At 66.9% G+C, this 13748-nt stretch carries 12 protein-coding genes; 9 read left to right on the top strand and 3 right to left on the bottom strand.

Annotated features, from left to right (window positions below; translation table 11 throughout):
- Positions 1 to 6 precede the first annotated feature (6 nt).
- Positions 7 to 282 (top strand): 4a-hydroxytetrahydrobiopterin dehydratase, encoded by a 276-nt coding sequence (locus FQU85_RS06925; RefSeq protein ID WP_145846119.1) that lies wholly within the window; start codon positions 7 to 9, stop codon positions 280 to 282.
- Complete coding sequence (gene lwrS / locus FQU85_RS06920; RefSeq protein ID WP_145846117.1) at positions 283 to 651, top strand: LWR-salt protein; 369 nt, start codon at positions 283 to 285, stop codon at positions 649 to 651. It begins immediately after the preceding gene.
- Positions 652 to 799: 148 nt separating this feature from the next.
- On the opposite strand, the gene FQU85_RS06915 is transcribed toward lwrS, so the two are convergent.
- The gene (locus FQU85_RS06915) at positions 800 to 2671 is read right to left on the bottom strand and encodes a molybdopterin biosynthesis protein (protein WP_145846115.1); all 1872 of its coding nucleotides are present in this window, start codon (positions 2669 to 2671) and stop codon (positions 800 to 802) included.
- Positions 2668 to 3873 (bottom strand): gephyrin-like molybdotransferase Glp, encoded by a 1206-nt coding sequence (glp, locus tag FQU85_RS06910; RefSeq protein ID WP_145846113.1) that lies wholly within the window; start codon positions 3871 to 3873, stop codon positions 2668 to 2670. Before glp ends, FQU85_RS06915 begins: the two co-directional genes overlap by 4 nt.
- An 88-nt stretch (positions 3874 to 3961) precedes the next feature.
- On the opposite strand from glp, the gene FQU85_RS06905 reads away from it, so the two are divergent.
- The 7 genes from FQU85_RS06905 to FQU85_RS06875 all read left to right on the top strand — a co-directional run bounded on the left by FQU85_RS06905 (position 3962) and on the right by FQU85_RS06875 (position 11192).
- A complete protein-coding gene (locus FQU85_RS06905; protein WP_145846111.1) occupies positions 3962 to 4309 on the top strand; it encodes an Hsp20/alpha crystallin family protein in 348 nt (115 codons plus the stop codon).
- Positions 4310 to 4311: 2 nt separating this feature from the next.
- Positions 4312 to 5973, top strand: a complete 1662-nt coding sequence (locus FQU85_RS06900) for an AarF/ABC1/UbiB kinase family protein (RefSeq protein WP_145846109.1) — start codon at positions 4312 to 4314, stop codon at positions 5971 to 5973.
- Between the two features lie 39 nt (positions 5974 to 6012).
- Complete coding sequence (locus FQU85_RS06895) at positions 6013 to 7077, top strand: aminotransferase class I/II-fold pyridoxal phosphate-dependent enzyme (protein ID WP_145846107.1); 1065 nt, start codon at positions 6013 to 6015, stop codon at positions 7075 to 7077.
- A gap of 53 nt (positions 7078 to 7130) precedes the next feature.
- Positions 7131 to 7511, top strand: a complete 381-nt coding sequence (locus tag FQU85_RS06890) for a translation initiation factor IF-5A (RefSeq protein ID WP_145846104.1) — start codon at positions 7131 to 7133, stop codon at positions 7509 to 7511.
- On the top strand, positions 7512 to 8312 hold the full coding sequence (gene speB / locus FQU85_RS06885) for an agmatinase (RefSeq protein ID WP_145846102.1): 801 nt from the start codon (positions 7512 to 7514) through the stop codon (positions 8310 to 8312). It abuts the gene before it with no gap.
- 149 nt (positions 8313 to 8461) lie between these two features.
- Positions 8462 to 9226 (top strand): Nif3-like dinuclear metal center hexameric protein, encoded by a 765-nt coding sequence (locus FQU85_RS06880; protein ID WP_145846100.1) that lies wholly within the window; start codon positions 8462 to 8464, stop codon positions 9224 to 9226.
- A 61-nt stretch (positions 9227 to 9287) separates the two neighbouring features.
- Complete coding sequence (locus FQU85_RS06875; RefSeq protein ID WP_145846098.1) at positions 9288 to 11192, top strand: ABC transporter ATP-binding protein; 1905 nt, start codon at positions 9288 to 9290, stop codon at positions 11190 to 11192.
- A gap of 378 nt (positions 11193 to 11570) precedes the next feature.
- Here FQU85_RS06875 and FQU85_RS06870 read toward each other — a convergent pair whose 3' ends face one another.
- On the bottom strand, positions 11571 to 13730 hold the full coding sequence (locus FQU85_RS06870; RefSeq protein ID WP_145846094.1) for a CapA family protein: 2160 nt from the start codon (positions 13728 to 13730) through the stop codon (positions 11571 to 11573).
- Positions 13731 to 13748 lie beyond the last annotated feature (18 nt).

Below are 13748 nucleotides of genomic sequence, written 5' to 3'. Positions count from 1 at the left end.
TGGAGTATGGCAGAACTACTCGACGATGACGAGGTAGCGGAACGGCTTCCCGAGGGCTGGACGCGCGACGGCGACGAAATCGTGCGCGTGTTCGAGTTCGACGACTACCTCGAGGGCGTCGCGTTCGCGTCCGAAATCGGCGAGCTCGCGGAGGAAGAGTTCCACCACCCCGAAATCGTGATTCGGTACGAGGAGGTCGCGGTGCGGTTCACGAGCCACGAGGAGGGCGGTATCACGGGCAAGGACATCGAACTGGCGGAGGAGTCGAACGCGCTCCGATAGATGGACGCGCGCTACGTCTTCCACGTGCGGTTCCGCCTCGACCCGACGAAAGACGTGTCCGTGGAGCCGGACGAGTTCGAGACGCGGCTGTACCGTGAGGCCGACACCCCCGGGAACTCCGGGTGGCTGTTCTTCCGGGACAACCTCTGGCGGGGCGAACTGGAGGACAGGAAGCACTTCCGCGGACTCACGGAGGACGCGCTGGACGTGCCCGTGCTCGCCGTCGAGTACCGCGGGTTCGAGACGGACGACGAGTACTGGGAGGCGTTCACGGACGAGATCGAAGCCGACCTCGACATCTTCAAGGCCGACTCCGTCTCCGAGGTCGTGCACAAGTACTTCGGGAGCAGCGTCGAGACGCAGGGCTGAGTGTTCTTAGGCGTTCGCACCGTACGCGTGGCGACGGTCGACGGGTTCGAGTTCTAGTTGTGGCCGGTCTCGCGGGCGCGGAGCGCGGCGGCGGAGTGGGCGGCGTCCACGCACCGGAGGAGCACGTCGGTGTGGCCGTCGACGACCGTCATCGGCCGTATCCCGGGAGGTCGTCGAGAACGGCGTCGAGGTCGGCGAGCGCTGACGTGAGCGCGCTGACACCGGGTTTCTCGCGGCGCTCGGAGTTCACGAAGACGCGCACCGGTTCGTCGCCGAGCGGGACGAAGTCGAGGCCGAGGTCGGCGGCGGTCGCGCGCAGTCCGAGGCCGGCGTCAGCGCGGCCCTCAAGCACTTTCCGCGGGGGGCTGGCGTGCGCTTTCACGGTGAAGTCGTAGCCGTCGATGCGCTCCGCGAGGGAGTCGGCGTCGCGGTCGGCGGCGAGGGCGGAGAGCGCGGCGTCGAAGGACGTCCGGAGGCCGGAGGCGGTGTCGCGGTTGACGAACCGGTAATCGCCGTCCACGAGGGCGGCGAGGCTGTCGGGGCCGTCCGGGGCGGTGACGAGCCCCCACTCCCGAGTCCAGGACGCGAGTTCGTCGCCCGCAACGTCGCGGTCGAGCGGGCCGCTGGCGACGGCGACGTCGGGGAGGTCGTCGCGGAGCCGCCGAACGCCCTCGCGGGTGCCGAAGGAGAGGTAGCGCGGCCCCCGAACGCGGTCGAGGACGCGGGAGAGCGCGGGGTCGTCCTCGCCGACGCCGAGGAGGGCGGGCGGGCGAACGTCCGGCGAGAACAACTGCACGTCCACGCGCTCTCCCGCGTCGAGGTAGTCGGTGTCCGCGTCCACGGTGACGACGCCGTCGGCCTCGACGAGGCTGGTGGTCGCGCCGCTCCCCTTGTCCACCGGATAGACAAGCGTCTCGCCGTCGCCGTCCTCGACGAGGCCGACCGGCATGAGACGGGTACGGCCCTCGCCGTAGCGCTCCCGCGCGCTCATTCGACCCGTGACGGTCGCGGAGGGCGGGGCGGGCTGGCCGGCGGCGTCCCGGATTTTCGGGGCGACGAATGTCCGGAAGATGGTGAGCGCGCTCACGGGGTAGCCGGGGAGGCCGACGTACGCGCTCCCGCCGAGTTCCCCGACGAGCATCGGCTTCCCGGGCTTGACGGCGACGCCGTGCAGGAGGAGTTCGCCGCGGTCCTCGACGACGCGATAAACCACGTCGACGGCGCTCGCGCTCGTAGACCCGGAAGAGAGCACGAGGTCGCACTCATCTGCGGCCTCGCGGAGCTGGCGTTCCATCTCGGCCTCGCTGTCGCCGGCGTGTGGGTAGAGGACGGGGTCGCCGCCGGCCTCCTCGACGCCCGCGGCGATGGTGTACGTGTTCACGTCGTGAATCTCGCCGCGGGCGGAGTCGAGGGGGTCGCCGGGCCGGACGAGTTCGTCGCCCGTGGAGACGATGCCGACGCGGGGTTTCGCCCGAACGGGGACGTCCGCGACGCCGAGCGCCGACAGGAGGCCGATTTCGCGGGACGTGAGGCGGGTTCCGGGGCCGAGCGCGCGCTCGCCCGCCGCCACGTCCGCGCCCGCGACCATCACGTTCTCGCCGGGCGCGACCGCCGTGCGAACCTCGATGCCGTCGCCGGACTCGACTTCGGCGGTGCGTTCGACCATCACGACCGCGTCCGCGCCGTCGGGGACGACCGCGCCCGTGGACACCTCGGCGCACTCGCCGGACGCGACGGAAACGTCGGGGGTCTCGCCGGCGTGCACGGTGCCCGCGCGGTCGAGCACGACGGGGTCGGACTCGGTCGCGCCGAACGTGTCGCGGGCGCGCACCGCGTAGCCGTCCATGGACGCGCGGTCGAACCCGGGGACGTCGAGGTCGGCGTCCACGCGCTCAGCGAGCACGCGGCCGCGAGCGTCCGCCAACGGGACGAGTTCGGTGCCGGGCGAGAGGTCGAGGGCGTCCACGACTTCGCGCGCCTCGGCGGGCGAGGAGAGGTCGCGGAACTCCTTGCGGGTCATCGCTCGCCCTCCCAGAACTCCACGGTGACCGTCTCGCCGGCCGGGTAGCCCTCCGCGTCCTCGGGGACGACGACCCAGCCGTCAGAGAGCGCGACCGAAGACAGGATCCCCGACCCCGAGGTGCGGACGGGCGTGGCGGTGTCGCCGTCGACGGTGACGCGCGCGAACGTCCGCGTCCCGGGTTCGCTCGCGAGTTTCCCGTCGAGCGTCGCCTCCCGACGGGGATGGGGTTCGGGGTCGAACCCGCCGGTGCGGGCGATTGCAGGGCGGAGGAACTGGACGGCGTTGACGATGCACGCGACCGGATACCCTGGGAGCATCACGACGAGCGTGTCCTCGACGCGGCCGAACGCGACGGGATGACCGGGTTTGAGCGCGACGCCGTGCACCAAGACCTCGCCGATGTCGGCCACCACGTCGGGGACGAGGTCGCGTTCCCCGACGGACGACCCGCCCGTCGTCACCACCACGTCGGCGTCGAGGTCGCGTTCGATGGCGGCGCGAAGCGCGTCCGTGTCGTCAGTCACGACGTCGCGGTATCGGCTCGTCCCGCCCCAGCGCTCGGCGAGCCGCGAGACGGTGAGGCCGTTCGTCTCCACCACCTCGCCCGGCCCCGGGTCGGCGTCCACGAGCTCCTCTCCCGTCGGGATCACCGCGACGGACGGACGCTCGAACACGGAGACCTCGGTGACGCCCGTTCCGCGGAGGAGCCCCAAATCGCTCGGGCGGAGACGGTGACCCGTCTCGAACAACCGCGTTCCGTCCTCGACGTCCTCGCCGGCGGCGCCGACGTTCTCGCCTTCCGCGACCGGGCCGAACACCTCGAGTTCGTCGCCGACCGCGGTAAGGTGTTCTATCATCACGACGGCGTCCGCGCCGTCGGGCATCGCGCTCCCGGTGTGGACGCGCGCGGCCTCCCCCGGCCCAACGTCGCCCTCGGTCTGTCGGAGGACGGCGGGCGAGCGGTCGCCCGCGCCGAACGTGTCGCGGGCGCGCACCGCGTAGCCGTCCATCGCGGCGCGGTCGTAATGCGGGACGTCGCGCGCCGCGCTCACGGACGCGGCGAGCGCGCGGCCGTCGGCGTCGGCGAGCGGAACTGACTCCACGCGGCCGTGGGGGTCGACGACCTCGGAGAGGGTGTCGCGAGCGTCCGAGAGCCGGGTTCGATTCTTGAATCCGGCCTCCTGGCGGTCTGCGTTCATATCCGGGGGTTGGGCCGTCGGCCGTCTAAAGCCAGCGGGTCGCGGAACGCCCGTCGGTTTTTTCGACCCGGCGCGCGAACACGTGAATATGACTGGCTTCCGCGACGCGCTCCGCGAACTTCCCGACGCCGTCTCCGTGGATCTCCACGAGTCCGAGGACGCCTACCGGATCGTCATCGACGTTCCGGGCGCGACCGTCGACACGACCGACGTACGCGTCGAGGACGGCGTGCTGCGCGTGGAGGCGCGCCGCGAGAAGGACGCTCCCGCGGGCTTTTCGTACCACAGAGAAGACCGCGCGCTCTTCCTCGACGTGGAACTCCCGCTCCCGCCGGACGCGACCGACGGGGACGCGGCCGCGTCGCTCGACGACGGCGTGCTGACCGTGACGCTCCCGAAGGCCGGCCGGGGCCGCAAGATAGAGATAGAGGGCTGACGGTGGCGGTGCTGCGCGCGTACCGGCGGTTCGTCGTCGTGCTCTGGCAGTTCTCCCCGCTCATCGCCGCGTACCTCCGCGACCGCCGGAAGTACCTGTTGTTCGGCGGGCGGCGGCAGGTGTCGAGCGAGATGCGGGTGCGGCGCGCCCAGCGGTTGCTCGACAGCCTGCTCACGCTCGGCCCGACGTTCATCAAACTCGGCCAACTGCTCTCCACTCGACCGGACATCCTGCCGCCGGAGTACGTCGACGTGCTGGAGGGACTGCAAGACCAGGTGCCGCCGGCGGACTGGGCGGCGGCGCGGGAGGTGCTCGAAGCGGACGTGGGCGACGTGGACGAGGCGTTCGACGACTTCGACCGTGACGCCATCAGCGGCGCGAGCCTCGGCCAGGTGTACACGGCGGAAATCGACGGCGAACCCGTCGCGGTGAAGGTGCGGCGGCCGGGCATCGAAGACCTCGTGGAGGCCGACCTGCGCGTGATCCGGTGGACGATCCCGCTCGTCGAGCGGTTCGTCGGACAGGCGCGGGCGTTCAGCCTCGACAACCTCGCGGACGAGTTCGCGAAGACGATTCGCGAGGAGATGGACTACGCGCGGGAGGCTGAGATGCTCGCGGAGATCCGGGAGAACTTCGCGGAGAACGACCGCATCGCCATCCCCGGCGTGTACGACGACTACTCGACGGAGCGCGTGCTCACGATGGCGTACGTCCCGGGAACGAAGATTTCGAACGTCGAAGAGCTCGACCGACGCGGCGTCGACCGGCACGCCGTTGCGGAGACGCTGGAGCGCGCGTACCTCCAGATGATAATCGAGGACGGCGTGTTCCACGCTGACCCCCACCCGGGGAACCTCGCGGTGCAGGACGACGGCACCATCGTCTTCTACGACTTCGGAATGAGCGGGCGCGCGGACGAGTTCGTCCAGCAGAAGATAGTCGACTTCTACATCGCGGTCGCGAACCAGGACATCGAGGCCATTCTCGACACGCTCGTCGAACTCGGCACCCTGAGTCCGGACGCCGACCGCGCGACGATGGCGGAGGTGATGGAGCTCGCGATTCGGGACGCCCGCGGCGAGTCCATCGAGACCTACCGCGTCCAGCAGATCGTGGGGAAGGTCGAGGACACCATCTACGACTTCCCGCTTCGCCTCCCCGCGAACCTCGCGCTCGTCCTCCGGGTCGCGACCGTCGTCGAGGGCGTGTGCGTGACGCTCGACCCCGACTTCGACTTCATCTCCGTCGCCACGGACTACCTCGGTGACTCGGGCTACCGCGAGGAGGGCGCGCGCCAGTTCGTCGAGGAGACTGGCGAGCAGTTCTCGCGCGCCGCGCAGTCCGCCGTCCGCGTCCCGCCGAAACTCGAACGCGCGCTCGATCGCGTCGACCGCGACGATCTCTACGTCCGCGCCGGCATCGAGGACTCGAACGACGTCGTCGACCGCCTCGGGAGACGCATCGTACTCGGCCTCCTGCTCGCGGTGTCCGTGCTCTCCACGTCCTACCTGTACGCGGACGCCCACCTCCGCGCGGCCGCCGTGACCGCCGGACTCGCAACCGTTACGGCGTTCTACCTCTACCGGTCGTTCCGGAAGCGAAAACGCCTGCAGGCGACCCCGCAGTTCACGCGGCAGAGCCTCCGCGAGCGCAAAAACGAGTGATACCAGCCGGCCTTTTGCGTGGGTTCGCGTAGCCCGAGTATGGACATCGAGACGTTCGACCTCGAACGATGGTTCGACGAGTACGAACACGACGCGGACATCATGCTCGCGGAATCGGGCATCAGGAGTCTCGACAGCGGGCGCTTCGACACCGACCCGGGCGAACTCGGGTACGTCATCCCCACTAACGGCGATCCTGCGCTCCGCGAGGAGGTCGCGGGCCGCCACGACCGCTCCCGGGACGAACTCGCGTTCACGTGCGGCGCGCAGGAAGCGAACTTCCTCGCGTACCACGCGCTGATGGGCGAGGGCGGACACGCGGTCGTCGTTACGCCGACGTACCAGGCGCTCACCGCCGTCCCCGACACCATCGGCGAGGTGACGGAAGTCTCCCTCGAACCGCCGGAGTGGGAACTGGACGTGAACGCCGTCCGTGACGCGATACGCCCGGAGACGGACGTGGTGGCGTTCGTGAACCCGAACAATCCCACCGGCCGCCACCACGACGCCGAGACTGTCGAGGAACTCTACGACGTGGCGGCGGCTCACGACGCCTACCTGCTCGGCGACGAAGTGTACCGACTGCTGGCCGAGAACCCGACGCCGCCCGTGGCGAGCCTGGGCGACTATGGAATAAGCACGTCCAGCCTCTCGAAATCGTACGGGCTGGCGGGCCTTCGGTTCGGCTGGCTCTGCGGTTCACAAGCGGTCGTGGACGCCGCCGTCGAGTGGAAGGACTACACGACTATCTCGCCCGGGGTCTTCGGCCAGCACGTCGCCCGGCAGGCGCTCGGCGAACAGGAGGACGAGATTCTCGCGGCGAACCACGAAGTCGCGGCGCGGAACCACGACATCGTCGCGGACTGGCTCGACGAACACGGCCTCGACTGGCACGACCCGACGGGCGTGAACGGGTTCGTCACCGTTCCGGATGAGTACGCGGGGTCGCGGGAGTTCTGCCGCACCGTCGTGGAGGACGCGGGCGTCGTGCTCGCGCCCGGGGACTGCTTCGGGTACGACGACTACTTCCGAATCGGATTCGGCCTGCCGACCGACGAACTGGACGCGGGATTGGAGCGCGTGAGCGCCGTCCTCCGCGCGTAGGGCGGTCGTCGCGTTCCAAACGGTTTATACTCGCACGTCGAGAATCCGCGTGCATGGCGAAAGAGCAGAAGCAGGTTCGCGAACTCCAGGAAGGAAACTACGTCATCATCGACGACGCGGCGTGCAAGATCGACGCGTACTCCACCGCGAAGCCCGGGAAGCACGGGAGCGCGAAGGCGCGCGTCGAGGCCCGTGGTGTCTTCGACGAGAAGAAGCGGAGCTTCAGCCAGCCTGTCGACGCGAAGGTCTGGGTGCCCATCGTCAACCGGAAACAGGGCCAGGTCGTCGCGAAGGAGTCCGAGAACGTCGTGCAGGTGATGGATCTCGATACGTACGAGACGATCACCATGGAACTCCCCGACGAGATCTCCGTAGAGCCTGACGACGACATCGAGTACCTGGAGTGGGAGGGCAAGCGGAAGGTTCTCGAATAGATGTTTCCCGGTGCGACCGCCGACCGCAAGCACGCCGACTACGTGGTCGTCGGCGCACCACTCGACGTATCGACGTCTTTTCAGCCGGGCACGCGGTTCGGACCGGATCGCGTCCGCCAGTTCGCGCGAACGTTCGAGGATTACGACCACCGGACTGACCAGTCGTTCTCGACGCTCGGCGTGCACGACGCGGGCGATGTCCGCGCGTGGGACGACGCCGAGGCGTACCTCGACTACCTCCGAGGGACGCTCACGGACGTGGTGTGGGACGACGCGGTGCCGCTGCTCGTCGGGGGTGAACACACGGTGTCCGTCGCGGGCGTTCGAGCGGTAGACCCGGACGTGTTCGTCGCGCTCGACGCGCACCTCGACCTCCGCGACGCGTACGACGGGAACCCGTTGAGTCACTCGACCGTGACGCGGCACGCGCTCTCGGTTGCGGACGAGGCGTACGTCGTGGGCGCGCGCTCGGGGAGCGGCGCAGAGTGGGAGCGCGCCCGCGAGGACGACGTGACCGTAGTGGAACCGGACGAGGTTCGGTCGTGGTCGCCGTCGTTCTCGGGAGAGGTCTACGTCTCGGTGGACGTGGACGCCGCGGATCCGGCGTTCGCGCCCGGGACGGGGACGCCGGAACCGGGCGGGCTGTCGTCGCGGACGCTGCGGCGACTCGTCCGCGATCTCGCACCGATGGCGTCGGCGTTCGACGTGGTGGAGGTGAACGACCGCGACGACGGCCAGGCCGCAGTGCTGGGGGCGAAACTCCTCCGGGACTTCGTGTTCGCGCACGCCGCCGGCGAGTAGGGGCTGACAGGCGTCACTCCATCTCCGGGGCGGCGTGACGCGCTATCGCTGAACGCCCCGGGGCGACTGTTACTGCACGCTCCCGGTTGGCCGCGGTTTCGTATTTGAATGTTCGCCGCACCTATGGCGGGGGCGCTCAGTGTACCCGTATGGAGGTTTCCGAACTCGCGGCGCTGTACGACGAGGAGCTGCGGACGAGCGACTACGCGGATCTGGACGCGAGCGCGAACGGCCTTCAGGTAGGAAGCGGCGACTGGGAGGTCGAGCACGTCGCGTTCGCGGTTGACGCCGCCGTCGAAACCATCGAGGACGCGATTTCGGCGGGCGCGGACGCCCTCGTCAGCCATCACGGACTGTCGTGGGGCGGTATCGAGCGCGTGACCGGCCGGGACTTCGACCGGGTCGCACCCCTGATTCGGGAGGAGGTGGCGCTCTACGTCGCCCATCTCCCGCTCGACGGGCACACGGAGCTCGGGAACGCCGCCGGTCTCGCGGACCTCCTCGGTCTCGCCGGCCGCGAGCGCTTCGGCGCGATGGGGCCGGAGTACATCGGGCTCGCCGGCACCGCCGACGCCCTCAGTCCACAGCGTGTGCGGGAGACGCTCGAATCCGAGTTGGATCACGGTGCGGGCGGCGTTCGCCACCTCGACTTCGGCCCCCGCGAAATTGAGGACGTGGCGGTCGTGACCGGGAGCGGCGCGGACTGGTTCGACGCCGCCGTCGAACGCGGTGCGGACGCCTTCGTCACCGGCGAGGGAAAACAGAAACTCTACCATCAGGCGAAGGAAGCGGGCGTGCATGTCTATCTCGCCGGCCACTACGCGACCGAAACGTTCGGCGTGAACGCGCTCGCCGACCTCGCCGACGAATGGGGCGTGGAGACGACCGTGCTGGACGCGCCGACGGGTATCTGAGTACCGGAAATCTGTGCGGGCGGCCGCAGGGGATTTCATCGGGGCGTTCGAGCCTGTTGTCGTGTCCGACGAACTCGGGGGGTTCGAGAACGTCCGGGAGGAGGTGGACGGCCATCCCATGCTGGGGTTACTCCGGTACGCGAAGTCGTACTGGAAACGTCTGACCGTCGGAGTTCTCACGTCGCTCGTCACGCGCGTCGCTCGGCTCGTGCCGCCGCTCATCGTCGCCGCCGCGGTCGACCGCGTCATCACGGGAAGCGGCAAGCCCGGCCTGCTCGCGGAGCTCGGACTGTTGACGAGCGACCCGCTGGTGACCGACGCCGCCCGAATCGCGCTTCTCCGGCGGCTCGCGCTCATCGCTGCGGTCGCGTACGTCGTGCGGTCGATAACGCGCTTTCTCTCGCGGTACCTGTTGCAGTCGACCGCTCAGAAGATTCAGCGAGACCTCCGGAACGACACGTACGACCACATGCAGCGGCTCTCCCTCGATTTCTTCAGTCGCCATCAGACGGGCGCGATGATGTCGATTCTGAACAACGACATCAATCGCCTGGAGCGGTTCCTGAACGACGAACTCCGCCAGATAATCCGCGTCGTCGCGACGGTCGGCGGTATCGGAGTGGTCTTGTTCTACGTGTCGCCGCCGCTCGCGGTCATCGCGCTCGCGCCCGTCCCCATCATCGGCGTCTCGAGCGTCTACTTCCTGACGTGGATCGAACCGAAGTACAAGCGCATCCGGGAGACGGTCGCGCGCCTGAACAGCCGGCTGGAGAACAACATCGGGGGCGCGAAAGTCATCAAGGCGTTCGACCGCTACGACTTCGAGCTCGACCGGGTCGCAGACCAGTCCGAGACGTACCACGACGAGAAGGTCGCGGCCATCCGGCTGCGTCGCGCGTTCTTCGCGACCATCCGCGTGCTCACGGGCGTGGCGTTCGTCGGCATCCTCCTCGTCGGCGGCGAGATGGTCATCCGCGGGGAGTTCCGCGCCGGCCCGGTCGCCATCGCGTCCACCATCACCGCGGGGACGTTCACGATGTTCTTCCTCTACCTCCGCAGGCTGTACGCGCCGATGCGCCGCATCGGCGTGACCGCGAACCGCTATCAGCGCGCGAAGTCGAGCGCGGAGCGCGTCTTCGGCGTGCTCGGCCACGAACCAACCGTCACCAGCCCCGAGAACCCGACGCATCGGGAGGACGTGGAGGGCCACGTGGAGTTCGACGACGTCCGCTTCAGTTACGACACCACCGAGGAGATTCTCTCGGGAGTCAGCCTCGACGTCTCGCCGGGCGAGACTGTCGGGCTCGCGGGCGAGACGGGCGCGGGGAAGTCGACGCTCGTGAAGCTCGTCCCGCGATTCTACGACGTCGATTCCGGCGCGGTTCGCGTGGACGGGACGGACGTGCGCGAGTACGACCTCCAGGGCCTCCGCGAGCACATCGGGGTCGTCGAGCAGAACCCCTACCTGTTCTCGGGGACGGTCGCGGAGAACATCGCGTACGGCGACCTCACCGCGCTCGGCGGGGACGACGTCGACCAGCGCATCGTGGACGCCGCGAAGGCCGCAGAAGCCCACGGGTTCATCCGGGAGTTGCCGGACGGGTACGACACCCAGATCGGCGAGCGCGGCGTGAAACTGTCGGGCGGCCAGCGCCAGCGGCTCAGCATCGCCCGCGCGCTCCTGAACGACCCCGCTATCATCGTGCTCGACGAGGCCACGTCCGACGTGGACACCGAGACCGAAGAGCTGATTCAGGAGTCCCTGCGGACGCTCATCGAGGATCGAACCGCGTTCGTCATCGCGCACCGCCTCTCCACGATCAAGGACGCCGACCGCATCGTCGTGATGGACGACGGCGGAATCGCGGAGATGGGGACGCACGACGCCCTCACCTCCGACGGCGGGATGTACGCGAGCCTCTGGGAGACGCAGGCTGACGCATCCGCGAACGCACTCGACGACTGAGCCGAAGCCCTAACACCGCCCGAGCCGTACGTAAAATCGGCCGATGACGATGCGACCGCTCCGACCCGGGCTGGCACCCGCGGGACGACGAGCCCTATGAGTGCCGAGGCCAGCTTTCTATCCATACATTTCGGGAAAGAAGTGCACAAACGTCACGAAAGCGGTGTTCCGGCGCTCGTGGAGTGAGACTGTTGTGAACTAGTACGTAAACAGAGGTCACTCCAGCGGGTCTAGCGGCCGAACGGAATCGTGCTGACCGTTGTACCTGTTTACGTGCTCCTGTACGTCTTCGTCCTCGAGGTCGTAGAGGTCAAACACCGACTGACCGATTTTTTGCCCAAGTTCGTCAATATCACCCTCGTTCCGTGCCGAGATAGATTAATCGAGAGCTTCCCACGAGATAGCCTCGTCAGATAGGCTACTCGATGTAAACTCGATGGTTGACGACTCGTGTACGCGGAGGTAATCGTAGTTTTTGCCGCCGCTAGTTACTGAATCGGTCCATTCGACCAACTGAATGTTGTCAAAGTTGGCGACACGTTTCTCTCCGTCGTCGGGAGGATAGAGCCGGAAATAAAGGCGGACATAGGCCGCTTCCTCAGGTGTCGACAGCGACCGTTCGAGACGTTCCCAGCCAGTCGTTCGGTCGAGATCGATCGACACTGAATCGAGTGCCGAACCACTGGTCGACTCGTACCATCGCACGAGCAGTTCCAGTCGGGTATCCGTCTCGTGGCGGTACTGGCCGAGAAGGGTCGTCCGCCCGGTTAGGGGGACACGCTCGGCCGTCGTCAGAATCGACCGCTGGGTGTTGTCTGCGGTTCGGGAAAGTTGAATCCCGCCACTCCCGTCGTATCCGAACTCCGGACCGTTGGAGTCTGATCCACGACTGAACCGCCATAACGGACCTTCGTGCCGCCCGTCGTCGATATCAGGGTCGTCGAACGTTCCAGTCGGAAGGAGGTCACGGCCCAGTTCGACAGATTCCGCCCCGTCTATGACTCGGTTGACCCATCCCGAGTTCCGCGTGTATATTGTCCCGTCTCCGTCCAGCGTTCGGGTTGCTGTCCGGGCCGGTGTCTCGTCTCTTGCGACGTACTCCAGCCTGTTGTGGTCAAGCGAGAACTCATCCGACGACAACGCGGCTGTTTCCCGGAGTTGCCACGTCCTCGGTTTGTCGACCACCCCTTTCGGAACGTAGCCTTCAATCAGAAGGGGGTCAACGTACGCTCTGGTGATACCATCGTCAGTGACGTGGACCGTCAAGATATACGATGGAAACGTCGACCAGAACTCCTGGTCGAACACGAGGTTTCCAAGCGTCCACGCGACCAGTGTCTCATCCTGCAGTTCCACTCCACCGGTTACGTGTGGATGGTGATTGACGACAACGTCTGCACCGGCTGTCTTTGCCGTTTCAGTCAGGCGTCTGATTTTGTCGGTCGGTTCCTGTTGATACTCGGATCCGCCGTGGATCTGGACGACGGTTACGTCCGCGTTCGCATCGACTTCTGATACCGTCCGAGATATTCGGTCGCGAGTCGCCGCTGCTACCCCGACACTCCCGGAGACCGTCAGTTGCTCAGTGTCGGGTGTCCCGGCCACGTCGTCCCCCGACACTGCATATGTCTCGGACTGGTTGTCGTCGGCTGACCAATCGATATCGTACTGGTCGCCCGTAACGGTAGTACAGGAGACCAACCCGATGGTAAGTCCCCGCCGTTCGAAGTACGTCGGTTCCCACGCTTCTGTGCTGGACCTGCCGGCACCAGACCATTCGATCCCTGCAGCAGAGAGTGCCTGTAACGTCTCATCCAACCCCGGCGTCAACGCGTCGAGCGTGTGGTTGTTCCCCAGTGCGACATAGTCGATCCCGGCATCGGCCATCGCGGGTGCGGCGTCCGGGTTCGATACGAAGTGGTACCGTTTGGAGGGGTGTCTCCATGCCGTCGTCGTCAGCGGTGTTTCGAGATTCACTGACGTGAGATCGGCGTCCTGTAACAGTGGGGAAATGTACTGTAGTATCGTCTGGTGTGATTCCATCCGGTCATCAGGTCGAATCTGGAAGTGCGGTTCGAGAGGGTGGTCGTCCTCGTAGAACCGACGGCCAAACATTACGTCGCCGCCGAAACTGAGCGCGACTGTTCCCTCACGAGGTGAGAGTCTGATACGAGGACTTGTTCCCGGAGCCACAGCGACAGTCCGTCCGATAAAATCCGTTTTCGCTGCGCGAAGCCAGATTGGTCCGTCGACCTCCACTACATCAAATCGTCCTTGCTCATCAGTGGTTGTCTCGGCTACGAATCCGCTCCCTGGAACGATCGCTTTCAGCGTCGCACCGGTGATCTCCTCGCCCTCTATGTCGACAACTCGTCCCGATATGGGCTCGGAGCTACCTGCGGATTTTTGATCGGTCTGTTCTGTCTGGAAATCGTTTTCTGTCGACTCTGACGGCGAAAGAGCGTTACACCCGGCAATTCCCGCTCCCGCTCCGACCGTTGCAATCCGAACGAATTCACGACGGGACCACTGATCCATTGATCTGATAAAAGACTC

The organism is Salarchaeum sp. JOR-1 (assembly GCF_007833275.1).
In the GTDB taxonomy this organism is placed as follows: Archaea; Halobacteriota; Halobacteria; order Halobacteriales; family Halobacteriaceae; genus Salarchaeum.
This window is presented reverse-complemented; position numbering and strand designations above follow the sequence as displayed.

Bases quoted from the DNA above. Each gene is read 5' to 3' on its own strand.
- FQU85_RS06925 (WP_145846119.1), top strand. From the start codon at position 7: ATGGCAGAACTACTCGACGATGACGAGGTAGCGGAACGGCTTCCCGAG.
- lwrS (WP_145846117.1), top strand. From the start codon at position 283: ATGGACGCGCGCTACGTCTTCCACGTGCGGTTCCGCCTCGACCCGACG.
- FQU85_RS06915 (WP_145846115.1), bottom strand. From the start codon at position 2,671: ATGACCCGCAAGGAGTTCCGCGACCTCTCCTCGCCCGCCGAGGCGCGC.
- glp (WP_145846113.1), bottom strand. From the start codon at position 3,873: ATGAACGCAGACCGCCAGGAGGCCGGATTCAAGAATCGAACCCGGCTC.
- FQU85_RS06905 (WP_145846111.1), top strand. From the start codon at position 3,962: ATGACTGGCTTCCGCGACGCGCTCCGCGAACTTCCCGACGCCGTCTCC.
- FQU85_RS06895 (WP_145846107.1), top strand. From the start codon at position 6,013: ATGGACATCGAGACGTTCGACCTCGAACGATGGTTCGACGAGTACGAA.
- FQU85_RS06890 (WP_145846104.1), top strand. From the start codon at position 7,131: ATGGCGAAAGAGCAGAAGCAGGTTCGCGAACTCCAGGAAGGAAACTAC.
- speB (WP_145846102.1), top strand. From the start codon at position 7,512: ATGTTTCCCGGTGCGACCGCCGACCGCAAGCACGCCGACTACGTGGTC.
- FQU85_RS06880 (WP_145846100.1), top strand. From the start codon at position 8,462: ATGGAGGTTTCCGAACTCGCGGCGCTGTACGACGAGGAGCTGCGGACG.
- FQU85_RS06870 (WP_145846094.1), bottom strand. From the start codon at position 13,730: ATGGATCAGTGGTCCCGTCGTGAATTCGTTCGGATTGCAACGGTCGGA.